Genomic DNA, 22,502 nt, shown 5'->3' with positions numbered 1-22,502 from the left:
TCAATTTCTACTAGAAAGGAGCGACGGACTGTATGATTACAAAAAAAGACAAAAACGCGCTTCGTCAAAAAAGACATCTTCATGTGCGCCACCGCATCGTGGGTACAGCAGAACGTCCGCGTTTAAATGTTTTTCGTTCTTCCAAGAATATATATGCGCAATTGATTGATGATGCGAAGGGTGTAACGCTTGTATCTTCGTCATCGATTGATAAAGCATTTGATCTTGAAAAAGGCAGCGATGTTGCAGCAGCCAAAAAAGTCGGCGAATTGATCGGCGAACGTGCTTTGGAAAAAGGTATTGACACGGTAGTGTTTGACCGAAGCGGTTATCTTTATCACGGACGTGTTAAGGCAGTAGCCGAAGGCGCCCGGGAAGCAGGACTTAAATTTTAAGATTAAGGAGGGGAATCCATGGCTAATAATGATCGCAATAAATCAGAATTTGAAGAACGCGTCGTAACAATCAACCGCGTGGCGAAAGTAGTAAAAGGCGGACGCAGGTTCCGTTTTTCAGCGCTGGTTGTTGTCGGCGACAAAAAAGGTAATGTAGGTTATGGGCAGGGCAAGGCTCATGAAGTTCCTGAAGCCATTCGCAAAGCGATTGAGGATGCGAAGAAGAACGTATTTAACGTTCCGATCGTTAACACAACTATTCCTCATCAAGTAACAGGTCATTCAGGTGCAGGCAGCGTATTGCTGAAACCAGCATCTGAAGGTACCGGAATTATCGCCGGCGGTCCTGTCCGCGCCGTGCTCGAACTGTCTGGTCTAGGTGATATTCTCTCGAAATCACTCGGATCAAACAATCCGATTAACATGGTTCGCGCGACTGTTGAAGGTTTGCAAAGCCTGAAACGCGTGGAACACGTAGCTAAACTGCGTGGAAAATCAGTGGAAGAACTGCTCGGATAAGGAGGGAACAGGATTGGCTAAAAAATTGGAAATCACCCTCAAACGTAGTGTGATCGGACGTCCTGAATCACAACGCGTGACGGTAAGAACTCTTGGTCTGAGAAAAACTTACCAAACGGTTGTCCAGGATGATAATCCGGCAATTCGCGGCATGATCAACAAGGTATCCCACCTTTTGGCAGTACGCGAACTGAATGATTGATTTTGAACGAAACTGAGAATAAGGAGGTGCCAAGATGAAACTCCATGAATTGAAACCAGCTGAAGGCTCCCGGTTCGCTCGCAAAAGAGTAGGGCGCGGCTACGGTTCAGGACTTGGCAAAACATCTGGTCGAGGACAAAAAGGACAGAAAGCTCGTTCGGGCGGCGGAGTACGTCTCGGATTTGAAGGCGGACAGAATCCATTACTTCAGAGACTGCCAAAGAAGGGCTTTAAGAACCCGACTCGCAAAATCTATTCTGTTGTTAACGTTGAGAAACTGAATCGTTTCGAAAACGGAACAGAGATCACTCCAGAACTTTTGCTTGAAACTCGGGTGATCAGAAAATTAAATGATGGTGTTAAGGTATTGGGTGAAGGCAAGCTTGAAGCAAAATTGACAGTTAAGGCGCATAAATTTTCTGCTTCTGCCATAGAAGCTATCGAAGCTGCCGGCGGAAACACTGAGGTGATTTGATGTTTCAAGTGCTTTCCAGTATGTGGCGAGAAGCCGAAATTCGCCGAAAAATAGTATTCACACTGCTTATGCTCATTATATTTCGGATCGGGACTTACATTCCCGTTCCGGATATTAATACAGAGCTGATCAATTTCAGTGATTCCAGTGCCTTTGGCTTATTTAACACTTTTGGCGGGGGCGCGCTGCAAAACTTCTCCATTTTATCCATGGGCATTATGCCTTATATCACTTCATCCATCATTGTGCAGCTTCTGCAGATGGATGTCGTGCCGAAGCTGACCGAATGGTCAAAGCAAGGAGAAATGGGAAGGCGCAAGCTGAATCAGCTGACAAGGTATGGGACGATTGTGCTTGGTTTTGTCGAAGCACTTGGTCTTTCATACACGTTCAGTAACAGTTATCAAGGGTTGGTTAGCAATCCAACCATCTGGACCTTTCTGATCATTGCATTGGTACTGACAACTGGTACGGCTTTTCTCGTGTGGCTGGGTGATCAGATTACCGCTTACGGCGTAGGTAACGGCATTTCTATTATTATCTTTGCAGGAATTGTCGCACGTATTCCTACGGCTGTGAGCCAAATTTATGCTCAGCGGTTTGCTTCGTCAACCAACACATTTATGGAAGTACTTGGATTGCTCGCCATTGTCGTTATTGTCCTGCTTATTGTTGTTGGAACTATTTTCGTTCAGCAAGGGACAAGAAAAATTCCAATTCAATATGCAAAACGGACAGTTGGTACGAAGACGTACAGTGTGGAACCGACACATTTACCGATCAAGGTTAATGCTGCCGGTGTTATCCCTGTAATCTTCGCAATCTCACTGATGATCACACCGCCAACGATTGCTCGTTTTTTCCCTGAGAATAATGTGACTGCGTGGATTATCCGTGTGTTCGACTATTCTACAGTTTACGGGATGATCATTTATGCGGTACTGATCATTGCCTTTACCTATTTTTATACGTTTGTTCAGGTTAACCCTGAGAAAATGGCGAAAAATCTTGGTGAACAAGGCGGTTATATTCCTGGCATCCGTCCTGGAAAGAGCACGGAAAAGTACATTACCAAGATTCTTTACCGCCTGACTTTCCTTGGAGCCATTTTCCTTACGGCGATCTCTCTGCTTCCAATTGTTTTTGGCGAAATCGGCAACTTGCCGACAAGTGCCAGAATAGGCGGAACAAGCCTGTTAATCGTTGTCGGGGTTGCATTGGATACGATGAAACGTATTGAGAGCCAATTGATTAAGAAGAACTACCAAGGCTTTATCAGAAAAAGGTAAGGTACTGACGGTGATAGAGTCAGGAGGAGTACAATGAATCTAATATTGATGGGTTTGCCTGGTGCCGGTAAAGGCACTCAGGCTGAGCGGATTGTTGACAAATTCAGTTATCCTCATATTTCGACTGGCGACATGTTCCGTCAGGCAATTAAGGATGGCACGCCGCTTGGAAAACAAGCGAAGTCTTTTATCGATAAAGGCGCACTTGTTCCGGATGAAGTGACGATCGGTATTGTCAACGAACGCTTATCCAAGAGCGACACGAATGAAGGTTTTCTTCTCGATGGTTTTCCGAGAACAGTTGAGCAGGCTGAGGCGCTTGACCAAATGTTGGCGGACCACGGAAAGAAGATTGACGCCGTTCTTTATATCCATGTCGATCCTGAGAAACTGCTTGCCCGTTTGACGGGACGCCGAATCTGTTCCGAGTGTGGGGCAACTTATCACCTAACGTTCAATCCTCCTGCAAAAGAGGGGATTTGCGACAAGTGTGGTGGCGCTCTGAAACAACGCGCGGATGATAATGAAGCGACTGTTCATGAACGGCTGCAGGTCAATATACGTCAGCAGCAACCGCTGCTTGACTTCTATGAAGCAAAAGGGTCTTTGAAGACAATCAATGGAGATCAGGCAATTGATTCTGTCTTCAAAGAAGTTTCAGAGATCTTGGGCGTTCTCGCCAAGTGATTACTCGGAAAACGGACGATGAAATCAGCAGGATCCGACATGCGGGAAAAATAGTGGCCGACACGCTGGAAAGCTTGCGTCAGGCTATTCGTCCCGGCATATCGACGATTGAACTCGATGCGCTGGCAGAGCGCTTGATAAGGGATGCGGGAGCTGAGCCGTCGTTTAAAGGATACGATGGTTTCTCAAAAAGTATCTGTACATCCGTCAACGATCAGTTGGCCCATGGAATTCCTGGTTCCTATGTTCTGCAGGACGGAGACATTATCAGTATCGACATTGGTGCTAAGTATGAAGGCTTTCATGCAGACTCCGCCTGGACTTTCCCTGTGGGCTTGATTTCTGAGACGACCCGAAGACTTCTGGAAACGACGGAAGAATCGCTTTACAAAGGAATTGCTGAAGCTAAGCCGGGAATGCGGCTGTCCAACATTTCTCATGCGATTCAAGGATGCGCCGAGTCAAATGGATTTTCCGTCGTACGTGAACTGACTGGCCATGGTGTTGGACGTGATCTTCATGAGGCGCCTGATGTCCCGAATTACGGTCGTCCAGGCCGGGGACCGGTGCTGAAACCCGGAATGGTTTTGGCTATTGAACCTTTGGTTAATGAGGGCAGCCGGGATATCTGGATGGTTGAAGATGATGACTGGACCCTGATGACTCAGGATGGAAGCATGTGTGCACATTATGAGCACACAATTGTTATTACGGAAAATGGAAATGAAATCTTGACAAAGCAATAAGTGAAGGTGATGATTGATGGGTAGTGATCAAGCCCCTTTACCTGTCCCCGGTCAGCTTGTATGTGTGCTGAAGGGGAAAGAATCGGGTTCTTATTTTGTCATTGTGCGACTTATTGATCATCGTTTTGTTGAAATCGCAGATGGTGATAAGAGAAAGTTTGACAATGCGAAAAAGAAGAACATCAGCCATCTTGAACTTCAAACATATATATCTGTCGAAGTACAGAAAAGTCTGCGCGAGATCGGTCGCGTGACAAACGGAAAACTGCGTTTTGCCATCGCTCATTTTTTAGATGGAGAAATCAGTAACAAGAGGAAGGGTGAGTCAGCGGATGGCTAAGGAAGATGTCATTGAAGTTGAAGGCACCGTTATCGAACCACTGCCAAATGCAATGTTTCGTGTGGAATTGGAGAATGGCCATAAGATTTTAGCTCATGTATCCGGCAAGATCCGTATGCATTTCATCCGAATTTTGCCGGGAGATAAAGTAACGGTCGAGCTGTCGCCATATGATGTGTCGCGCGGCCGCATTACGTTCAGGCATAAATAATTGCTCTGCGGGTGTATAAGGAGGGTTCAATAATGAAAGTAAGACCATCAGTAAAGAAAATTTGTGAAAAATGTAAGATTGTTCGCCGTAAAGGCGTTGTCATGGTGATTTGTGAAAATCCTAAACATAAACAAAGACAAGGTTAATAAGGAGGTGTTTTGACGTATGGCTCGTATTGCAGGTATCGACATCCCAAGAGAAAAACGTGTGGTTATTTCTCTAACCTACATCTTCGGCATTGGCCCGGCAACTGCCAAGAAGATCTTGGCAGAGGCCAACGTATCCGAAGATACACGTGTACGTGACCTGACTGAAGAAGAACAGACACGTATTCGTGAAGTTGTTGACCACTACCGTGTGGAAGGAGACCTTCGCCGCGAAGTTTCTCTTAATATCAAACGACTTATTGAAATTGGTTCATATAGAGGCATCCGCCACCGCAGAGGTTTGCCGGTTCGTGGACAAAACACAAAGAACAACTCACGTACGCGTAAAGGTCCAAAGCGCACGATGGCTGGTAAAAAGAAATAAGTAAAGGAGGGTTAAACATTTATGGCAAAAGCACAACAACGTACGCGTAAGCGTCGTATCAAGAGAAATGTTGAAAACGGGGTGGCTCATATCCGTTCAACATTCAACAATACAATCGTGACCATTACTGATCCACACGGAAACGCGATTTCCTGGGCAAGCTCAGGCGGTCTTGGATTCAAAGGGTCTAGGAAGTCAACTCCTTTTGCAGCGCAAACAGCAGCGGAAGCAGCTGGAAAAAGTGCTTTAGACAGTGGCATGAAGAGTGTTGAAGTATCTGTCAAAGGACCAGGCGCCGGCCGTGAAGCAGCAATCCGTGCACTTCAAGCAGTTGGACTTGAAGTGACCACAATCCGTGACGTCACTCCAGTTCCTCACAACGGTTGCCGGCCTCCGAAACGTCGCCGCGTTTGATTGTATAGCTCGCTATTAATCTGTTAATAATGCAACTATGACTAAACGTGTACACCGATCAGAGAAGCACGCCGTAAGCCCGAAGGAAGTTTTATTGGAAAATTTTGGCCAACGCGCGCTGACCAAAGTATCGACGTTTTGAAGGAGGGTTCATATTTGATGATTGAGATCGAAAAGCCAAAGATCGACACGGTTGAAATAGCAGACGATGGAAGTTATGGAAAGTTTGTTGTTGAACCGCTCGAACGTGGATACGGCACGACTCTGGGTAATTCTTTACGTCGAATTTTACTTTCATCCCTCCCAGGCGCGGCTGTAACGACAGTACAATTTGATACTGTACTTCATGAATTTTCCACTATTGAAGGCGTTGTGGAAGATGTAACGGCGATTATCCTGAATATCAAAAAGCTTTGCTTGAAGCTGTATTCGGATGAAGAGAAGACATTGGAAATCGACGTTCAGAGAGCGGGAAAAGTGACAGCTGCTGATATTATCCACGACAGTGATGTGGAAATACTGAATCCTGAACTGGAAATTGCGACGCTGGATGAAGGTGCACATTTTCATCTGAGAATGCTCGCTAAGAAAGGTCGCGGTTATGTTCCTGCTGAAGGAAATAAATCCGATGACCTGCCAATTGCCGTGATTCCAATTGATTCAATTTACACACCAATCACACGTGTGAACTATCAAGTGGAGAAAACCAGAGTCGGCCAGGTAGCCAATTACGACAAACTGACACTCGATGTCTGGACCGATGGCAGCATCCGTCCGGAAGAAGCGATTGCTCTGGGTGCCAAAATCCTGACCGAACATCTGAATATCTTCGTCGGTTTGACTGATCAAGCCCAAAAAGCTGAGATCATGATCGAAAAAGAAGAAGATAAAAAAGAAAAAGTGCTCGAAATGACGATTGAAGAACTCGACCTATCTGTAAGGTCTTACAATTGTCTGAAACGCGCCGGAATCAACACTGTTCAGGAACTGACCCAAAAGAGTGAAGAAGACATGATGAAGGTTAGAAATCTTGGACGCAAGTCTCTTGAAGAAGTTGAAGAAAAGCTGCATGACCTTGGCCTTGGGCTGAGAGTGGAAGAGTAACCAGTTGGTAGACAAGGGATTATTTTTCTTTTTTGCGCAAAAAAGAAAGATTCAAGGCAGGAATAAAGGAGGTACAAGTAAATGGCATATGCAAAATTAGGCCGGGATTCAGCTGCGAGGAAGGCGCTGTTCCGCGATCTAGCGACCGACTTGATTATTAACGAGCGTATTCAGACAACGCATTCTAAAGCAAAAGCGCTTCAGCCGATCGTTGAAAAAATGATTACGCTGGGAAAACGCGGTGATTTGCACGCACGTCGTCAAGCTGCGGCTTTTATCCGTAATGAAGTGGCTGACCAGGAATCTGGCCAGAATGCGGTTCAGAAGCTGTTTGATGAAGTCGCAAAGCGCTATGCAGAGCGTCAGGGCGGATACACACGTGTTCTGAAAGTAGGCCCTCGCAAAGGCGATGGCGCCGAATTGGCAATCATTGAACTGGTTAAATAATCAGTGATTTATGAGAGGCAGAAGCCGGGTTCATATGAGCTTGGATTTCTGCCTTTTTTAATAACCGTTTTTGTTGAATAAAATGGTATTAATTTTGAACTATAGAGCAAGGTTTATGAAAATCACGTGCCTTTGAAACTCGTGATGCAAATTAAAATCAAAAATTGATTAGATGAATAATCCCCTGTAGCAAAAATCAATAGAAAGAGAAAGTCATTGCGTGCGCATGACCTGAGCAGAGATGAGAGCGGATAGCCAGTCTATTCGCTATACATAGGTAGACGGGAAACGCGGCTGAGAGGAGTGAAAACAGTACATGGAGAAGATCATTGAAGTCAGCGGATTATCGTACCGCTACACAGAAGAGCATCCATGGGTGTTGAAAGATATCAATTTTACGGTCAATAAAGGCGAATGGTTATCAATCGTCGGTCATAACGGTTCCGGGAAATCGACACTGGCAAAATGCTTGAACGGGCTGATTTTGCCTCAAAGAGGGATTGTACGGGTCGGCGGCTATAACACTGCAGATGAAAAAACGATTTGGGATGTTCGTCGTTTGGTCGGTATGGTATTTCAGAATCCGGACAACCAGTTTGTCGGTGCTACTGTCCAGGATGATGTCGCCTTTGGCATGGAGAATCATGGCCTTCCTCGTGAAGAAATGATTAAGCGTTTATCTGAAGCGTTACGCTTGGTGAAAATGGATTCCTTTGCAAAAAGCGAACCTCATCGGCTGTCCGGTGGGCAAAAACAGCGTGTTGCAATTGCCGGCATCGTTGCCCTTCAGCCTTTAATCATTATTATGGATGAAGCGACGTCAATGCTTGATCCTGAAGGTAGAAAAGAAATTATTCAGACCGTACGCGCATTGAATAAAGAGCATCATCTGACCGTGATTTCGATTACTCATGACCTTGAAGAAGCGATTCATTCCGATCGTCTGCTCGTTATGAATGATGGACAGATTATACGCGAAGGGCAGCCGCGTGATATTTTTAAGTCAACTGATCTATTAAAAAAAATTGGCTTGGATTTGCCGTTTGCTATAAAGCTGCGCAACGCGCTGCGCGCCAAAGGTGTGCCATTAAAGGACACCGCATTATTTCAGGAAGAGTTGGTGGATGAGTTATGGACATTTCATTCGAACATGTGACCCATGTATATAGCCCAAAAACCCCATTCGAGAAACGCGCGCTTGATGATGTCAGCATCCATATTCCTTCTGGCTCTTTCACTTCAATTATCGGGCATACAGGATCTGGAAAATCAACGTTAGTTCAGCATATAAACGGGATTCTAAAGCCCTCTAACGGTACGATATCCATTGGCGATTTTGTGATCAAAGCAAATGAAAAAAAACAAAATCTAAAAGCACTGAGAGAAAAAGTCGGTTTTGTCTTTCAGTATCCGGAGCATCAATTGTTTGAAGAAACCATCATCAAGGATGTCTGCTTCGGTCCGATGAATTTTGGCGTTTCCGACTCTGAGGCGACCAAACGTGCGGAAGAAAGTTTGAAACTTGTCGGGCTCCCTTCATCATTTTGGCATCGTTCGCCTTTCGATCTGAGCGGCGGGCAAATGCGCCGTGTTGCGATTGCCGGCGTTCTTGCCATTCGTCCGCAGGCGATCATTCTTGATGAACCGACCGCTGGACTAGATCCTCGAGGAAGAGAAGAAATCCTTAGCCTGTTTAAGGATCTTCATAAAAACTTGAACATGACGATTATTATGGTGACACATAATATGAGTGATGCGGCAAATTATTCGGATCAAGTGATTGTGATGGACGGGGGTAAACCGTTGATGGCTGATACTCCTCAAAATGTATTCGCACAAGCAGAACGGCTACGTAAGGTAGGGCTGGATATTCCGGAAAGTATGGAATTTCTGAAAATGCTTACCGAGAAAACAGGGGAGCGTCGGACCATTACGGCGTTTACTCTTGATGAGACTGCGGATGCAATTATTGACATTTTGAACGGGGGGAAGGAGCATGTTTAATCTTGTAATCGGCCAATATGTGCCGCTTGATTCCTATGTTCATAAACTGGATCCTCGCTCAAAATTAGTCAGTGTATTTCTTTTCGTTGTGATTGTCTTCTTGGCAAATAACTGGATCACCAATGCGTTAATGGTCCTGTTTTGCCTGACCGGCATCTTGCTTTCCAGAATGCCGTTCTCATTTATCTATAAAGGGTTACGCTCAGTTTTCATTATTGTACTGCTCACTTTTTTGCTTAATCTTTTTCTGGCGTCTGGTGGAACGGTCCTTTTTAGTTGGGGCTGGCTTCATATCACGTCCAATGGTCTTTTTCAATCGATCTTTATCTCAATTCGTATCTTGGTGATTATCGTGGTGACAACACTTTTGACACTGACCACGTCCCCGATTGAGATAACGGATGGGATGGAAAGTCTGCTCAATCCATTGAAAAGGATCAAACTGCCTGTCCATGAGTTTGCGTTAATGATGTCGATCTCTCTACGATTTATTCCAACCTTGCTCGAAGAATCGGAAAAAATCATTAAAGCGCAGGCGGCCAGAGGATCGGACTTTACAAGCGGTTCATTGAAAAGCCGGATCAAGGCGATTGTACCGCTTCTTGTACCGTTATTTGTCGGCGCTTTTAAACGAGCAGAGGATCTGGCGATGGCAATGGAAGCGAGAGGATATCACGGTGACACGGGACGGACAAAGTTGCATCAGCTAAGATGGGGCTGGCGCGATACGTTGTTAATCGCGGCAGTTGCCGTACTCGCACTTTTGCTGATCTTCGCAAGAAATTAGAGTAATGCGGGTGGAACAATGACAAAGATGAAGTGTACTGTGGCATACGATGGTTCGCAGTTCTTTGGCTATCAAGTCCAACCGGGGAAGCGAACAGTTCAGAGCGAAATTCAAGAGGCATTAGCCCGGATGCATCATGGACAACCGGTCAAAATAGCTGCTTCGGGCAGAACCGACCGTGGCGTTCATGCTTATGGTCAGGTCTTTCACTTCGAAACGCCTCTCAATATTCCCAAGGAACGCTGGCCGCTGGCTTTGAACAGCCTCCTTCCGAATGATATCTATATTCGTGATGCAGAAGAGGTGCCTGAACAGTTTCATGCCAGGTATGACGTGAAAAAGAAGGAATACCGTTACCGGTTGCTGACACGCATGGAACCGGATCTGTTCCGCAGAATGTATACAACACAGGTTAAGGAGACGCTTGACCTGGACAGAATGAAACAGGCGGCGGGCGCGATCATTGGTACCCATGACTTCACATGCTTCTGTGCGGCAAACACAGATGTCAAAGATAAAGTGCGCACAGTTTATCAATTATCCGTTCAACGTGAAGGGGCGGATGAGATTGTTCTCCGGATTGTCGGCAGCGGCTTCCTGTATCAGATGGTAAGGATCATCACCGGAACCTTGCTCGATGTCGGCACACATAAAATCGCACCCGAACGGGTTGCCGAGATTATTGCCGGACGCGACCGGCAAGCAGCATCTGCAACGGCTCCGGCACAGGGATTGACACTTTGGAAGGTCTCTTATTGAGCGGTTTTGTTACATCACTCTATTGATCTGTAAATGATTATAAGATCAGCATCACTTATTGAAAAATATGGATTATTTTTAACGCTTTTGCAATCATTGTATAAACTGTCCTGCAGCACTTGACAATGGGCCAAGGGTATTATATTATATACTTCGGCATTTCTAATTTGACCACTATTAGCCCCAAAGATATTGGTTCAAATAGATGACTGAAACGGTGAGAAAGTTTTGGATGACAAAACTTTCATCTCAAAGCGGTTGTGGGTCGCGGAGAGAAAAGAATAATGAATGTTTGATTTGCTTAGAGGAGGAAAAAAACGTGCGTACAACTTTTATGGCCAACTCGGCTACAGTTGACCGCAAATGGCTCGTTGTTGACGCTGAAGGTCAGACACTTGGCCGCTTGGCAAGTGAAGTGGCAGCCATTCTTCGCGGTAAAACAAAACCGACTTTTACACCACATGTTGATTGTGGCGATAATGTAATCATAATCAATGCGAACAAAATTGAATTGACCGGCAAGAAATTGCTGACGAAAAAATACATCCATCACTCCGGTTTTCCGGGTGGTATCAAAGCACGTTCTGCGCAAGATATGCGCGCAACTCGTGCTCGTGAAATGCTGGAGAGAACGATCAAAGGCATGCTTCCGCACAATAGTCTCGGAAGAAAAATGGCTACGAAACTTCATGTATACGAAGGCGCGGAACATCCGCATGCCGCACAAAAACCAGAAGCTTACACGCTTCGTGGTTGATTAGGGAGGGAAAAGAATAATGGCACAAGTACAATACTACGGCACCGGACGCCGTAAAAGTTCTGTCGCTCGCGTAAGACTCGTACCTGGCGAAGGTAAAGTTGTCATCAACGGCCGCAGCGCCGATGAATATTTTAACCTTGAAACACTTCGCACGATTCTGAAACAACCGCTCGTTTCAACAGAAACAGAAGGCAGATATGATGTTCTTGTTAATGTTGAAGGCGGCGGTTTCACAGGCCAAGCCGGAGCAATCCGTCACGGCGTTGCCCGTGCATTGCTTGAAGCTGATCCTGAATACCGCGCGGTTTTGAAAAAAGCCGGCTACCTGACACGTGACCCAAGAATGAAAGAGCGTAAGAAATACGGACTCAAAGGCGCTCGTCGCGCTCCACAGTTCTCAAAACGCTGATTTATCAACGTTTCACGCCCCTTACCGAGCAATCGGAAGGGGCGTTTTTATGCTCTAAAACAGCCTCGTGACGAGATTTTGAGGATCTTCAGTTCTCTATTGTTCTTTTCATGTATTCCTGATACCTTCCTGCCTATTTAAATTTGACTCGCTTAGCAACATAGGTAGTTATTCATTGTCGTTGCTAATCGTTTGTAACTCTTAAATTATTCTATAAGCTTTATCAGCCTCTCTCTATGTATCGTATCCCCAAAATGTTCTTGTTTTTTTCTTACCTAACAGCTCACTTATCAGATCGTTTTTTCTTTTTTCGCTCAAAGTGCTCTAAAATAGTATTTACTGTTTGAACGATGAGAAGACACAAGAATGCAAGATAATGATATTGAAATGGTGCCCAAAGCATAATTAAAATTCCAATAAGAAAAGCAAGTAAATATAAGAAATCTTTTTTATATGAAATGAAGAATTTAATAACTGAATTCATTTTGAATCACCTCTTATTAGTATCACGGACAGGTCTTTATCAAGAATCCCTGTTTTGATGGTGGTCCAATGACATTCCAATAGCACACGAAAAACCAATAAAGATTGGATATACAAAGAGTAGGAGCAACAGAAAAAATGCAGCGCCATAGTTATCTCCGTCATTAGGATTATTGTTTGGAATCCATGTTGAATAATAGGTGAGTAGTAGCCAAAAGGGGAACCACAAAAGTGCAGACAACAAAACGAGCAAACTTCCTTTGAACAATGAAGATGTCAGTTTCACAACAACAAAAAAATAGAGTAATGCACCAATAATGACAATTGCAAAGTAAAGATGTTCAAGGCTTTGCTCCGAGATATGAAACCATGAAGCGATTTGATAAGGCCGGAACATCGGGAAAGTAACGATAAATAGACATACAGCGTGTAATATGCTTAAAAAGATCACCTTTAACGCGTTTTTTATGATTTGCATGACTACTCTAAACATGATTTTTGTTTATCTTATCACTATTTATACGGGGGGAGAATATGTTTGCCAGTTAAGCTGCTTGATTTATTCAGAGAGATCATAGTAGATAATTTAGCCGGCGGAGGCGGTGCGAGCACCGGCATTGAAATGGCGACAGGGTTGAACATGCTATCAACCACGACCCAGATGTCATAGTGATGCAAAAGGTTAACCATCCGGAGACAGAGTAGGTTGCATGATACGGCAACGCGGTGTATCTACAGTTTGTAGAGGCGTTGGTGAGAGCAAATTTGCCGGAACCATGTGTTAAGAAGTACAAGTGGGCTGTTGCAGAGTAGCACACATTATTATCAGGAATAACTTATTTTGCTTTCTGGTTTTTACATGCTTTCCTATCCAATATTCCATTCACGATTGAGTATGAGACAACGAGCAGAAAAGTAACAGTAGAGGATAGAAATCCATGGCGGTGAAGAAGAAAAATGGCTGCTGGGCCCGCCAATAAAAATGGAACATCCAGGATCAGAAACCGTCTTGAGGTGATATAACGCTTTGCTTTTTCAAGCACTGAGATCAGCTCCTCTGACTAGAACTTATTATGCAGGATATCAGAAAATAGTTACAATAAAATTTATACCTCAGAAATATGTCGAGGCATTGATGAGAGCGAACATGCCGGAGCTGTGCGTTAAGAAATACAGATGGGCTGTGGCGGAATGAATCAATCTTATCAGTAATCATTATTCTGATTCTTGCTACGTCTCCTCTTTTGGATGAAGTTTATGGAATAATAAAAAATCCAAAAAATAATTGGAACACATGCGAACAATAAATGCTGATTAACAACTACTAGAACTGTCATGATGATAAGAGCGGGAATAGTAAGTAAACCATAAAGTTTCCAGTTCATTTTTTGCACATCCCTTTGAGTTGACATGGAATTATTATACTCCGAGTCTGGATGAACAGGGTATCTAATAATGGATTTATTGTAATGTAGACAGCAAATGCGAAGCAAGGAAGGAGTATTTATGAAAGTTATTTATGTTAAATGGCATAACAATTATCACTTTGTTTTAGGTAGAGAATACGATACACTGCCTTATAAAAAAGTGGCTGTTAATAGATGGGCAATTATATTGCGAAGAATGCTTTAAAAAAGTTTAATTCGCAGTACAACCCTACTGCTTCTTTCTCTCTTTCCTTTTGAGCACGAAGTTAACTATTTCTCGAATGGCTCCTGGGATAGTAATAAGAATAACTGCCCAAAGTTTGAGATCAGCTGGACCAAATAAAGTGATCAAGATAAAGGCAGATACAAAGGGTATCGCCAACAATAGATACTGTTTATAACTCACGATAGCTGCATCTCCTTATAAAAAAATCGGATGGCTACATTTTGACTACCTGTACGGATCTCCAGGGTTCATTTTTTTGTACGCTACATATTAATGAGAAATTGAATTGCGGGACCAAGCATTGAAAAAATTCATTTGATTTTCAGTTTGTTTAATTATCATTATAAACGAAGCTTAACAGGCTTTCGTTTTTATTCTCTAAGGCTAATTAATTTAATTTTGGATATTCCAAATCTGGACCCTTCGGAGTCCTATTTTTTATGGCAAATCTCATTAAAAGTGAGGTGATCTTTATCAAGACATTTAATTCAGATTGGTAGCCGTGGTTCCGACGCGAAGAAGATCCAGAAGTTGCTTAATATTACAGCGGATGGGATTTATAGAGTTAAAACAGCTGCAGTAGTTAAGGCTTTTCAAAGAATCATGGTCCTGCGATAGATGGCATCGTTGGTATTAGAGCTTGGTCAGTAAAGTTTAAAAAAATAAAAGGAAGCGACTTACGTGTTTCAAACAATCATTTCAATTGGACATACAGACAGCAAAAACAGTTGTTACCGTAACTGGTGGCACTTTTGTTATTCATATTAAACATCACATTGATCTTGTAAAGATTAAAAAGCCGAGACCTTCTTACAGTATGTATCCCCGGTTATGCCGGGATAAAAAAATCCCCATTAATCACGGGGAAGTGGAATGCATTTCATTTTTTTATTACAGTATTTATTGTATAGCACTGTGAACTATTTTTGGTTCTTCGTTGTTAGTCTCCTCTTTAATCCATCGAATTGCCTGATAAAAGTGGTAGAACAGTACCAGCTCCATTAATGCTAAGAGTAAGTCAATTGATACAGATTCCTCATAGGGAGCGCTAGGATTCACAAAAAAGGGATCTCCACTATATAAGAAGAGGTTTAAGTTGTAAAACGCGGCTATAACAGATGTTACCAATCCCCATTTCGCTAATCCTGATGAAAAAGAACGAGATCCAAGTATGGGAATCAATATAAAAGAGATACCAACAAATAGTTCAGTGAGTGTTGCACCCGTAGCAAACAGCACTGAATTTGGCAAGACAATACCTTTAAGAATTGGGTGATAAAATCCGAACGCGTCAGTTATGGATGTACTTAGTTCATGATGGAATCCCGTGACAAATCCACCAAACACTTTACTTAAACCAGACATTAGCATCTCGTAACCAATGACTAACATGATTAACATAATTGAACGATTGGCTAAGGTTTTCGAAAAACTCATTTTTGTTCCTCCTCTTGGGTTCTGTTTCATACTCATATATCACATTGATTATTCTAAGGGAAAAAACTGAATCTAAACTGAAAACACATTAAACAAAAAGATCCGTTCTATTTCATTTACTCGCTTGGTTGAGAAGAAAAAAGTTGAAATTTAAGAGACCTTAAACGAACTTAAAAAAATTGAATCGAGGGTTGATCAAAAACTTGCTAGTTTGAGTGTCAATGATGTCCAGGAATGCATAATGTTTATTCATTCCGTACGTATCATAAGCAATCATTAATTTATTCAAAGGATTAAGACGACGAGAATATCAAATCATCTGTTTTATAGAGGCCATCCTTAATGTAACTTAACTTCGCTGCTTATCGCCCAAGATAATTGCAGCCATAAAAAAGCTCCTTGTGGCTATAGCACAAGGAACTGGAAGAAGATATAAACGATTGGTGAACATAATTAGATAGGATCTATTGATCGAGGATGTACTTATATATTAGGAATTTGCGAAATTAATGGTTTTAGGGGATTTATTTCTCGTTGAAAGTGTTTCACTCTCAAACGAGTGAAATCTTCGATGACGACATACTTTTTATCCTTAACTAGGATAACATCTCCCTTTTTATACTTTCGTCTTTTTGCGTCGATTTGTACCGTTTCATCTAAATGCCAGGCTGTTGAGTGATCAATATATTGAATAATGTACATGTTACGAATCACTTATTAATCCCCCTAATACGATGTGATATGTAATAAACATCATTTCGGAAATTAATTATAGCAATAAATTTTCCTTATTATGCCAAAAAGTAAACTATACTATACATAAAAAAATCCCCATGCTGCGCACAGGGTAAAAAGCAGAGGGAATACATTCATTATCACCGGAATACTTGATTTTCAAACGGATAAACATCAAAAATGTAGATACTGATTTGGCTCTTGTTCTAAGAAAATTGCGCTGGAAACTGCCGGGCAATTCCATAGGCCATAACATCTGCCATGACCAAGGCTTGTTGCTCAATTTGATCGAAGACTGTGACGCTGTCTGCGTACTTTTTCGATAAGAAGGCAACAGCTTCATCCTTAGTCATTTTTAGATGTGCGTGCAGCATTGTTTGCCAGTCTCTTGCCGACCAGTAGGGATTGATGCTGCCTAGGAATGCGACAATTTGATCGGCGTTGGCATACCATTTCTTTTCGGCTTCTGCAGCGGCTGTACTATTCCCGGCTTTCGCAGCCTTAACGAGTTGAGCTGCGATAACCAGATGTTCTGTAAACAAGGTTGAAAATCTCGAAGCGATTGCAGGGCCATACAGAGGGGCTAAAAGTTGTTCGAAATCCTTAGGATTTCTGAGCAGGCGATTTGTAGTGACTGTGATATCGGGCAGATCAAACACGATTCCGCTTATTGTCAGCCGAGTCCAGAAGACATGTTGTTCCCAAAGCATTCTCAGATGATTTCTTAATTCAGCCTCCGCCATGCTGATCTGTTGAGCCATCATTATCACAACCCCAATAAAGTTTTATTCCATAACTTATGAAGTTTTTGATAAGAAAATTACGAGAAAGAAAAAGGCATAAAGAAACGCGGTAAAGAGAGACAGTGGAATAAATCGCGGGCATGAATGATACATGAAAATGACTAAACGGTTACAACATCCAAAGTACTATTGACGATGGAAATAAAAACGACTATATTACATTTGTTTCGATAATATTACATTTATGTTACAGAGGAGATTGAAAAATGAAAAAGCGTTTTTCAATAATGGTCATTGTTGCTCTACTTATTTCTTGCTTGAGTTTTTCGTCATTTGCTTCTGCTGAAACTGCCAAAGCTACCATTTACTACACAGCAGCAGGTACACATCTTTATAAAGACAAGAAGGGCGTAAAAACGATCCGCACGCTGTCGGTGAATACAAAATTTTATATTCGCCATAAGCCGTCACGGGGTTTCTATCGTGTAACGTACAGCAAAAGTTCAGGGTACATCAATGTGAAGAATCTAACAAAATCAAAAGCTGCGACTTATAAGGATTTTGAGGGATCATGGTATTTAGGCAAAGTTAACGCACATGTTTCCCGACAGATTTTAATTACAAAAAACTATATTTATTTTAATTATGATCCCGGAGCAGTCATCGCGGTTGTCAAATCGAAGAATGCCGTTGTTAGAAATAATACTTTGTATTTGCAGCATGTAACGCTTCACGGTGACGGAACACAGATCTGGGGTAAATTGACCCAGACTATGGAGCTGAAAATGAAGAATGGAAAGAAGACGCTTCTTGTAAGTAAACCGGATAATAAAATCATTAAGGATTTTTATGGAAAAGCAGTAATGAAATGAAGTCAGGGTTGGAAAATTAAATCAATTGATAATACAAGGCGTTTAACCGGATTGGGTTGAGCGCCTTTTTTTCAATACCTTGCAATGAAAAATAAGCCCCAACATTTACCTTGTCATTGCTTTCCGTTCTTACGGCTACGCTATGGAAAAAGCTGTTACGTTTGATCGCGTGATTCTTGCCGGATGCTAAATAAGGAAAGGAGGAGCGATGATGGGTATTGTTATGGATTTTAGAGAGAAACAGCGCCACAAACAGTTGGATTCAGAAAGGCGCGCACTGCAGGATTTATCTTTTACAAAAATTGAAGAGTCCGTCCACAGCTATTTTGATCAATATTTGGCGCTTGTTCCTGCCGCAGGAGCAACAGGAAAAGAAATGTGTGCGGAATATGCGTTGGAGAGTTTTCTTCTTGGCTCCTCAATGGGACGTTTCGGCTTTTATGGGGAAGAAATGGGAAAAGCTTTTGAACGGAGCAAAATCGAATTTTATGCACTTTTAGATGATTTTTTCGATTTCTGGCTGTTCTGGGGATCTGATCAGGAATCGCTGAGTGAATTGCAAGACGTTTGCCGGAAATATTTGTATTCATGGTGGACGGAAGGCTTTAATGCCTCGTTGAAACGCTGGAGACTGAAACTTCATTAAAAGAGAACACCCCGCATATTTGCTGGCTTTGTCCATATATATGAGATAGAGACAGGCTTGCTAGTTGGGGGGATTGGATTGAGAAGGAGATGGCTTTTCTGGGGATGCACAATTGCTGTTCTGGCATTTGTGACACTTGCAGGCGTTAAATGGCTCGTGAGCTGGCATGCCAGCCAAAACTGGCACACACCGCTGGCAGGACGTGTGATTGTCGTTGATGCCGGACACGGCGGACCGGATGGCGGGGCGGTAGGCGGGAGTACAGAGGAAAAAAAAATAACACTGACAGTCGCAAAAGATCTTCGCAATTATCTTCAGGAGGCCGGAGCTATTGTAATCATGACCCGGGAAACAGATACAGATCTCTCAGATGAGAATTATCACGGCCGGCACAAGAGACAAGATCTTGTACGTCGGGCAGAGCTTATTAATAAATCACATCCTGATGCCTTTGTCAGTGTGCATATGAATGCGATTCCGATGCCCAGTCTACATGGCGCGCAAACGTTTTATCACCCGAAGTCAGCTGAAAATCGCAAGTTGGCGTTATTTATTCAGGATTCCCTGAAACGCAACCTTGGCAATACGAACCGTTATGCCAAGCCGATCAGTCACGTGTATTTATTAAAGAAAGCCGAATCACCATCGGCATTAGTCGAAGTAGGTTTTTTGTCCAATGAACAGGAGCGCGCATTACTAATTCAGCGGAATTATCAGAAACAGGCAGCTGCTTCGATCAGTCAAGGCATCATGCGCTATTTCACCAATGAAAAGGTTCCCTCTGATTAATTCAAAACGCGGGTTTTCTAATCCAAGGTCTGCTATACTGTAGGTGAAATTATTGGAGAGCTGGTGACGCAATGATGGATCAACAGAAGGTTTTGGACGTGTTAAAGACCGTTCAGGACCCCTTTTTACATAAAAATCTTTTGGAGACACAGGCGTTAAAAAAGTTATCTATTGAGGATGGACGCGTCAGACTGGAAGTTGCTTTATCGAAGCAGGATAAAGTAAAACAAATGCAGATTCAGGTGGAGATCTCCTCTAAGTTAAAGGAGCAAGGCGCTGAATCGGTTATCGTGCGCTTTGGGGTGCTTAGTGAGCAGGAGATTCATGAATTGGGTGGATTTCCGAATGCACGGCCGACACTTCTTTCGCCGGGAACGAAAACAGAATTCATTGCCGTGGCAAGTGGCAAGGGCGGTGTCGGTAAATCAACGGTTTCGGTCAATCTCGCCTTGGCTTTGGCACGGCAGGGCAAGAAAGTCGGCCTTCTTGATGCGGATATCTATGGGTTCAGCGTGCCGGATATGATGGGTATTGAAAATCGGCCGGCTATTCAGGATGAAAAAATTATGCCAGTTGAACGTTTTGGTCTCAAGGTGATTTCGATGGGCTTTTTCGTTGAGAATAATTCACCGGTTATTTGGCGCGGACCGATGCTTGGGAAGATGCTCAATAATTTCTTCAACGACGTGGATTGGGGCGAGCTAGACTATCTAGTTCTAGACTTGCCGCCGGGAACGGGCGACGTGGCTATGGATATTCACAACAAGCTTCCGCATTCCAAAGAAATCATTGTCACTACACCGCATCCGACCGCCGCTTTTGTCGCAGCACGTGCGGGCGCGATGGCGACGCAAACGAAGCATGAGATTTTGGGCGTTATCGAGAACATGGCTTACTATCAGAGTAAAAAAACGGGAGAAATCGAATACGTCTTTGGAAAAGGCGGCGGAGACAAACTCAGTGATCTGCTGAAAACGGATTTGCTTGGCCGGGTGCCGCTCACACAACCAGCGCAAAAGAAAGGCGTTTTTGCTCCTGGCGTTTATTTTAAAGACGATCCGATCGCTCCGGCTTATGACGATATAGCAATTAAGGTAATTAATAAATTAAGCAAAAACTAAAGAAAAATAGTTGAAGATCTCTGCTGCGGCAGGGATTTTTTGTTGTTTGCGCGCGGCGCGGTGGGATTTATGCGTGGAAAAGCAGGAAATATGCGCGCGCCGGAGAAAATATGCATGAACGCCAGACTGATGAGGGGGCTACGTTCGTTCAACTTAAGTTTATACTTGCCAACTTTTTCCCTTACTGTTGATTATCGTTGCTCGCATCGTATAAAAAATCATCACTCACACATATTAAGCAAAGGATATGCGATCAGGGAGGAAAAAGTATGGCTAGAGTGGGACCTTTGATCATGAGTGTGGTCGTTTTGATTGGCCTAGCGGGATGCGGTGGGCAGCAGAAACAGCCAAGTTATCAGGAGAACAAAAAAATGGTGCTGGATATCCTGAAAACGGATGATGGGAAAAAAGCCGTTCGCGAGTTGCTGAAAGATAAAGAGATGAGAGGAGCCATCATGCTTGATGATAAAGCCGTAAGCAAAACGCTCATCCAAACCCTAACCACAGAACAAGGAAAAAAGCTGTGGCAGGAACTCCTTAAAGATCCGGATTTCTCCGAACAGCTGGCAAAGACCATGGAAAGTGAAAATGAAAAGTTGCTGAAACAGATGATGAAAGATCCCGGCTACCAAGGAATGATGATGGATATTTTAAAAGCTCCTGAGCTTCAGCAGCAATATCTGAGTCTGTTAAAAACAAAGCCTTTTCGCCAGCAGATTGACAAAAGCATTGCCGAGTTAATGGCAACCCCGCTTTTCAAAAAAGAACTTGCGGATGTGATTGTCGATACCTTGAAAAAAGAGCAGGAAAAGCAGAAATAGCCTAATTCATTTGATTACTCTTTGATTGTGTATCAGAAATCAAGCTTTTCAAAGTAACGAAAGTATACCCTCTGTTTTCTAGTTCTCTGATGATTAACGGCAGTGCTCGGTCCGTTCCTTTGGCAGCATCCGAAGCGTGAAGCTTGATGATGTCGCCTTTGCCTGCATGCTCAAGAACACGGCTGACAATTGTTTTATAGCCCGGATTCGTTTCATCTTGCGGATTGACACTCCATAAAACAACTTGCTGGTGTAAACCGGTTGCTGTCTTCAAAGCTTCTTTGTTCAGCTTCCCAAATGGCGGACGGATCATATCCGGTCTTTCACCACCGGACTTGTAGATCGCCTCACGGCCAAATAGAATATCCGAGCGGACTCTCTGGGCATCCAGCTGTGTATAGTCTTCATGGCGCATACCATGGGATTCGATTTCATGGCCGCCTCTCAGAATGCCGCGGACAATATTAGGATGACGTTCTGCCCATTCACCGGAAATAAAAAAGGTCGCCTTTACGTGTTCTTCATTAAGTGTTTTTAGAATAAGCGGAATTTGCTGATCACCCCAATTAATATCAAAGGTAAGCGAGAGATGCTTTTGGTTTGTCATCACTTTAGAAAGTGCTCCGGGTTGTTTTATCGGTGTGAAAACATCCGTGTCCTGTTTTTGAACGAATAAAATCAGCGCTGCAAAGAAAGCCGCGATGATAATCAGCATTATGTTTTTCAACCTTTTTCCATTGATGATCCAAAGCATGGGTGACCCACTCCATTCCAGATGTTTGTACCATTCTATGGGCAAGCTTTCCTGAATATGCGAACTGATCAGGTATCGCGATGGGACAAGGATTAACTTCTTCTTTATAAAAAAATGAAAATTAACTGTTGACATTTTGCGGATAGATGGTAGAATAAATTTTGTTGTCTTTCCGGAAATTGATTTGATGTGATCGAGTGATTGAAATTGAATCAAAAAAAGGTATTGACAAAAGAAACACAAGAAAGTATAATTGTTTAAGTCGTCTGATAGAGATGACTGAGAATGTTCCTTGAAAACTAAACAAAAGCCAAGCGTGATTTAAAAGGGCAAACCCCTAATAAATTCAAAATTGCTATGGATCTTATG

Annotated in this window: 31 protein-coding genes and 1 pseudogene; 26 read left to right on the top strand and 6 right to left on the bottom strand. The window is 43.1% G+C overall.

All coding sequences use genetic code 11. From position 1 onward, the window contains the following. The first annotated feature begins 32 nt into the window (after positions 1 to 32). The 20 genes from rplR to rpsI all read left to right on the top strand — a co-directional run bounded on the left by rplR (position 33) and on the right by rpsI (position 12,079). The gene (gene rplR / locus P343_RS34260) at positions 33 to 395 is read left to right on the top strand and encodes a 50S ribosomal protein L18 (protein WP_023511442.1); all 363 of its coding nucleotides are present in this window, start codon (positions 33 to 35) and stop codon (positions 393 to 395) included. An 18-nt stretch (positions 396 to 413) separates the two neighbouring features. After that, complete coding sequence (gene rpsE / locus P343_RS34255; protein WP_023511441.1) at positions 414 to 914, top strand: 30S ribosomal protein S5; 501 nt, start codon at positions 414 to 416, stop codon at positions 912 to 914. A gap of 13 nt (positions 915 to 927) precedes the next feature. Continuing rightward, entirely contained in the window at positions 928 to 1,116 is a 189-nt protein-coding gene (gene rpmD, locus P343_RS34250; RefSeq protein WP_023511440.1) for a 50S ribosomal protein L30, read from the top strand. A gap of 34 nt (positions 1,117 to 1,150) precedes the next feature. Then, a complete protein-coding gene (rplO, locus tag P343_RS34245) occupies positions 1,151 to 1,591 on the top strand; it encodes a 50S ribosomal protein L15 (RefSeq protein WP_023511439.1) in 441 nt (146 codons plus the stop codon). Continuing rightward, positions 1,591 to 2,880: a preprotein translocase subunit SecY gene (gene secY, locus P343_RS34240; protein ID WP_023511438.1), complete on the top strand. Its 1,290-nt coding sequence runs from the start codon at positions 1,591 to 1,593 to the stop codon at positions 2,878 to 2,880. Before rplO ends, secY begins: the two co-directional genes overlap by 1 nt. 33 nt (positions 2,881 to 2,913) lie before the next feature. After that, positions 2,914 to 3,567 carry an adenylate kinase gene (locus P343_RS34235; protein ID WP_023511437.1) on the top strand — a complete coding sequence of 218 codons (654 nt, stop codon included), beginning with the start codon at positions 2,914 to 2,916 and terminating at the stop codon, positions 3,565 to 3,567. After that, positions 3,564 to 4,313, top strand: coding sequence for a type I methionyl aminopeptidase (map, locus tag P343_RS34230; protein ID WP_023511436.1), 750 nt, complete (start codon positions 3,564 to 3,566; stop codon positions 4,311 to 4,313). The genes P343_RS34235 and map overlap by 4 nt, the downstream gene beginning before the upstream one ends. A 16-nt stretch (positions 4,314 to 4,329) precedes the next feature. Next, on the top strand, positions 4,330 to 4,653 hold the full coding sequence (locus P343_RS34225; protein ID WP_023511435.1) for a KOW domain-containing RNA-binding protein: 324 nt from the start codon (positions 4,330 to 4,332) through the stop codon (positions 4,651 to 4,653). Next, on the top strand, positions 4,646 to 4,864 hold the full coding sequence (gene infA, locus P343_RS34220) for a translation initiation factor IF-1 (RefSeq protein WP_010024579.1): 219 nt from the start codon (positions 4,646 to 4,648) through the stop codon (positions 4,862 to 4,864). The genes P343_RS34225 and infA overlap by 8 nt, the downstream gene beginning before the upstream one ends. Before the next feature lie 32 nt (positions 4,865 to 4,896). Continuing rightward, positions 4,897 to 5,010, top strand: a complete 114-nt coding sequence (gene rpmJ, locus P343_RS34215; protein ID WP_023511434.1) for a 50S ribosomal protein L36 — start codon at positions 4,897 to 4,899, stop codon at positions 5,008 to 5,010. A gap of 19 nt (positions 5,011 to 5,029) precedes the next feature. Further along, positions 5,030 to 5,395 (top strand): 30S ribosomal protein S13, encoded by a 366-nt coding sequence (rpsM, locus tag P343_RS34210; RefSeq protein WP_023511433.1) that lies wholly within the window; start codon positions 5,030 to 5,032, stop codon positions 5,393 to 5,395. 21 nt (positions 5,396 to 5,416) lie between these two features. Beyond that, positions 5,417 to 5,809, top strand: coding sequence for a 30S ribosomal protein S11 (rpsK, locus tag P343_RS34205; RefSeq protein WP_023511432.1), 393 nt, complete (start codon positions 5,417 to 5,419; stop codon positions 5,807 to 5,809). Positions 5,810 to 5,968: 159 nt separating this feature from the next. Continuing rightward, positions 5,969 to 6,913 (top strand): DNA-directed RNA polymerase subunit alpha, encoded by a 945-nt coding sequence (locus tag P343_RS34200; protein WP_023511431.1) that lies wholly within the window; start codon positions 5,969 to 5,971, stop codon positions 6,911 to 6,913. Between the two features lie 81 nt (positions 6,914 to 6,994). Further along, complete coding sequence (gene rplQ, locus P343_RS34195; protein ID WP_023511430.1) at positions 6,995 to 7,360, top strand: 50S ribosomal protein L17; 366 nt, start codon at positions 6,995 to 6,997, stop codon at positions 7,358 to 7,360. 316 nt (positions 7,361 to 7,676) lie between these two features. Then, entirely contained in the window at positions 7,677 to 8,516 is an 840-nt protein-coding gene (locus P343_RS34190; protein WP_023511429.1) for an energy-coupling factor ABC transporter ATP-binding protein, read from the top strand. After that, the gene (locus tag P343_RS34185) at positions 8,492 to 9,364 is read left to right on the top strand and encodes an energy-coupling factor ABC transporter ATP-binding protein (RefSeq protein WP_023511428.1); all 873 of its coding nucleotides are present in this window, start codon (positions 8,492 to 8,494) and stop codon (positions 9,362 to 9,364) included. The genes P343_RS34190 and P343_RS34185 overlap by 25 nt, the downstream gene beginning before the upstream one ends. Beyond that, entirely contained in the window at positions 9,357 to 10,151 is a 795-nt protein-coding gene (locus tag P343_RS34180) for an energy-coupling factor transporter transmembrane component T family protein (protein ID WP_023511427.1), read from the top strand. The genes P343_RS34185 and P343_RS34180 overlap by 8 nt, the downstream gene beginning before the upstream one ends. A gap of 18 nt (positions 10,152 to 10,169) precedes the next feature. Then, positions 10,170 to 10,910 (top strand): tRNA pseudouridine(38-40) synthase TruA, encoded by a 741-nt coding sequence (gene truA / locus P343_RS34175; RefSeq protein ID WP_023511426.1) that lies wholly within the window; start codon positions 10,170 to 10,172, stop codon positions 10,908 to 10,910. A gap of 319 nt (positions 10,911 to 11,229) precedes the next feature. Continuing rightward, positions 11,230 to 11,667: a 50S ribosomal protein L13 gene (rplM, locus tag P343_RS34170; protein ID WP_023511425.1), complete on the top strand. Its 438-nt coding sequence runs from the start codon at positions 11,230 to 11,232 to the stop codon at positions 11,665 to 11,667. A 19-nt stretch (positions 11,668 to 11,686) separates the two neighbouring features. Beyond that, complete coding sequence (gene rpsI / locus P343_RS34165) at positions 11,687 to 12,079, top strand: 30S ribosomal protein S9 (RefSeq protein WP_023511424.1); 393 nt, start codon at positions 11,687 to 11,689, stop codon at positions 12,077 to 12,079. Positions 12,080 to 12,602: 523 nt separating this feature from the next. Here rpsI and P343_RS34155 read toward each other — a convergent pair. Further along, a complete protein-coding gene (locus P343_RS34155) occupies positions 12,603 to 13,040 on the bottom strand; it encodes a hypothetical protein (RefSeq protein WP_023511422.1) in 438 nt (145 codons plus the stop codon). Positions 13,041 to 13,112: 72 nt separating this feature from the next. Here P343_RS34155 and P343_RS36990 point away from each other — a divergent pair. Further along, positions 13,113 to 13,264, top strand: a pseudogene (locus tag P343_RS36990) (DNA cytosine methyltransferase); the annotation flags it as partial. Between the two features lie 134 nt (positions 13,265 to 13,398). Here P343_RS36990 and P343_RS34150 read toward each other — a convergent pair. The 4 genes from P343_RS34150 to P343_RS34130 form a co-directional block, all read right to left on the bottom strand. Further along, positions 13,399 to 13,605: a hypothetical protein gene (locus tag P343_RS34150; RefSeq protein WP_023511420.1), complete on the bottom strand. Its 207-nt coding sequence runs from the start codon at positions 13,603 to 13,605 to the stop codon at positions 13,399 to 13,401. A 1,510-nt stretch (positions 13,606 to 15,115) separates the two neighbouring features. Then, complete coding sequence (locus P343_RS34140) at positions 15,116 to 15,652, bottom strand: hypothetical protein (protein WP_023511416.1); 537 nt, start codon at positions 15,650 to 15,652, stop codon at positions 15,116 to 15,118. Positions 15,653 to 16,135: 483 nt separating this feature from the next. Then, positions 16,136 to 16,366, bottom strand: coding sequence for a hypothetical protein (locus tag P343_RS34135; RefSeq protein ID WP_023511415.1), 231 nt, complete (start codon positions 16,364 to 16,366; stop codon positions 16,136 to 16,138). Between the two features lie 227 nt (positions 16,367 to 16,593). Beyond that, a complete protein-coding gene (locus P343_RS34130) occupies positions 16,594 to 17,151 on the bottom strand; it encodes a hypothetical protein (protein ID WP_023511414.1) in 558 nt (185 codons plus the stop codon). A 245-nt stretch (positions 17,152 to 17,396) separates the two neighbouring features. Between P343_RS34130 and P343_RS34125 the strand changes: the two genes are divergently transcribed. The 5 genes from P343_RS34125 (at position 17,397) to gerD (ending at position 21,379) form a co-directional block, all read left to right on the top strand. Further along, positions 17,397 to 18,002, top strand: coding sequence for a hypothetical protein (locus P343_RS34125; protein WP_023511413.1), 606 nt, complete (start codon positions 17,397 to 17,399; stop codon positions 18,000 to 18,002). A 211-nt stretch (positions 18,003 to 18,213) separates the two neighbouring features. Then, the gene (locus tag P343_RS34120) at positions 18,214 to 18,648 is read left to right on the top strand and encodes a DUF2521 family protein (protein ID WP_023511412.1); all 435 of its coding nucleotides are present in this window, start codon (positions 18,214 to 18,216) and stop codon (positions 18,646 to 18,648) included. Between the two features lie 78 nt (positions 18,649 to 18,726). Beyond that, complete coding sequence (cwlD, locus tag P343_RS34115; protein ID WP_023511411.1) at positions 18,727 to 19,437, top strand: N-acetylmuramoyl-L-alanine amidase CwlD; 711 nt, start codon at positions 18,727 to 18,729, stop codon at positions 19,435 to 19,437. A gap of 71 nt (positions 19,438 to 19,508) precedes the next feature. Further along, positions 19,509 to 20,558 carry an Mrp/NBP35 family ATP-binding protein gene (locus P343_RS34110; protein WP_023511410.1) on the top strand — a complete coding sequence of 350 codons (1,050 nt, stop codon included), beginning with the start codon at positions 19,509 to 19,511 and terminating at the stop codon, positions 20,556 to 20,558. A 269-nt stretch (positions 20,559 to 20,827) separates the two neighbouring features. After that, positions 20,828 to 21,379 carry a spore germination lipoprotein GerD gene (gerD, locus tag P343_RS34105; RefSeq protein ID WP_023511409.1) on the top strand — a complete coding sequence of 184 codons (552 nt, stop codon included), beginning with the start codon at positions 20,828 to 20,830 and terminating at the stop codon, positions 21,377 to 21,379. Between the two features lies 1 nt (position 21,380). Here gerD and P343_RS34100 read toward each other — a convergent pair whose 3' ends face one another. Further along, positions 21,381 to 22,133, bottom strand: coding sequence for a polysaccharide deacetylase family protein (locus tag P343_RS34100; protein ID WP_023511408.1), 753 nt, complete (start codon positions 22,131 to 22,133; stop codon positions 21,381 to 21,383). Positions 22,134 to 22,502: the final 369 nt, after the last annotated feature.

Origin of the sequence: Sporolactobacillus laevolacticus DSM 442 (assembly GCF_000497245.1) — a bacterium.
Lineage (GTDB): Bacteria > Bacillota > Bacilli > Bacillales > Sporolactobacillaceae > Sporolactobacillus > Sporolactobacillus laevolacticus.
This window is presented reverse-complemented; position numbering and strand designations above follow the sequence as displayed.

What these genes read in the sequence shown, in the direction of transcription:
- rpsM (WP_023511433.1), top strand. Translation starts at nt 5,030, where the DNA reads ATGGCTCGTATTGCAGGTATCGACATCCCAAGAGAAAAACGTGTGGTT.
- rplO (WP_023511439.1), top strand. Translation starts at nt 1,151, where the DNA reads ATGAAACTCCATGAATTGAAACCAGCTGAAGGCTCCCGGTTCGCTCGC.
- P343_RS34155 (WP_023511422.1), bottom strand. Translation starts at nt 13,040, where the DNA reads ATGCAAATCATAAAAAACGCGTTAAAGGTGATCTTTTTAAGCATATTA.
- rplQ (WP_023511430.1), top strand. Translation starts at nt 6,995, where the DNA reads ATGGCATATGCAAAATTAGGCCGGGATTCAGCTGCGAGGAAGGCGCTG.
- P343_RS34235 (WP_023511437.1), top strand. Translation starts at nt 2,914, where the DNA reads ATGAATCTAATATTGATGGGTTTGCCTGGTGCCGGTAAAGGCACTCAG.
- P343_RS34110 (WP_023511410.1), top strand. Translation starts at nt 19,509, where the DNA reads ATGATGGATCAACAGAAGGTTTTGGACGTGTTAAAGACCGTTCAGGAC.
- rpsK (WP_023511432.1), top strand. Translation starts at nt 5,417, where the DNA reads ATGGCAAAAGCACAACAACGTACGCGTAAGCGTCGTATCAAGAGAAAT.
- P343_RS34200 (WP_023511431.1), top strand. Translation starts at nt 5,969, where the DNA reads ATGATTGAGATCGAAAAGCCAAAGATCGACACGGTTGAAATAGCAGAC.
- P343_RS34120 (WP_023511412.1), top strand. Translation starts at nt 18,214, where the DNA reads ATGGGTATTGTTATGGATTTTAGAGAGAAACAGCGCCACAAACAGTTG.
- P343_RS34185 (WP_023511428.1), top strand. Translation starts at nt 8,492, where the DNA reads ATGGACATTTCATTCGAACATGTGACCCATGTATATAGCCCAAAAACC.
- rpmJ (WP_023511434.1), top strand. Translation starts at nt 4,897, where the DNA reads ATGAAAGTAAGACCATCAGTAAAGAAAATTTGTGAAAAATGTAAGATT.
- P343_RS34190 (WP_023511429.1), top strand. Translation starts at nt 7,677, where the DNA reads ATGGAGAAGATCATTGAAGTCAGCGGATTATCGTACCGCTACACAGAA.
- secY (WP_023511438.1), top strand. Translation starts at nt 1,591, where the DNA reads ATGTTTCAAGTGCTTTCCAGTATGTGGCGAGAAGCCGAAATTCGCCGA.
- P343_RS34180 (WP_023511427.1), top strand. Translation starts at nt 9,357, where the DNA reads ATGTTTAATCTTGTAATCGGCCAATATGTGCCGCTTGATTCCTATGTT.
- P343_RS34140 (WP_023511416.1), bottom strand. Translation starts at nt 15,652, where the DNA reads ATGAGTTTTTCGAAAACCTTAGCCAATCGTTCAATTATGTTAATCATG.
- rplR (WP_023511442.1), top strand. Translation starts at nt 33, where the DNA reads ATGATTACAAAAAAAGACAAAAACGCGCTTCGTCAAAAAAGACATCTT.
- P343_RS34130 (WP_023511414.1), bottom strand. Translation starts at nt 17,151, where the DNA reads ATGATGGCTCAACAGATCAGCATGGCGGAGGCTGAATTAAGAAATCAT.
- rpsI (WP_023511424.1), top strand. Translation starts at nt 11,687, where the DNA reads ATGGCACAAGTACAATACTACGGCACCGGACGCCGTAAAAGTTCTGTC.
- P343_RS34225 (WP_023511435.1), top strand. Translation starts at nt 4,330, where the DNA reads ATGGGTAGTGATCAAGCCCCTTTACCTGTCCCCGGTCAGCTTGTATGT.
- rpsE (WP_023511441.1), top strand. Translation starts at nt 414, where the DNA reads ATGGCTAATAATGATCGCAATAAATCAGAATTTGAAGAACGCGTCGTA.
- P343_RS34125 (WP_023511413.1), top strand. Translation starts at nt 17,397, where the DNA reads ATGAAAAAGCGTTTTTCAATAATGGTCATTGTTGCTCTACTTATTTCT.
- gerD (WP_023511409.1), top strand. Translation starts at nt 20,828, where the DNA reads ATGGCTAGAGTGGGACCTTTGATCATGAGTGTGGTCGTTTTGATTGGC.
- P343_RS34100 (WP_023511408.1), bottom strand. Translation starts at nt 22,133, where the DNA reads ATGCTTTGGATCATCAATGGAAAAAGGTTGAAAAACATAATGCTGATT.
- infA (WP_010024579.1), top strand. Translation starts at nt 4,646, where the DNA reads ATGGCTAAGGAAGATGTCATTGAAGTTGAAGGCACCGTTATCGAACCA.
- truA (WP_023511426.1), top strand. Translation starts at nt 10,170, where the DNA reads ATGACAAAGATGAAGTGTACTGTGGCATACGATGGTTCGCAGTTCTTT.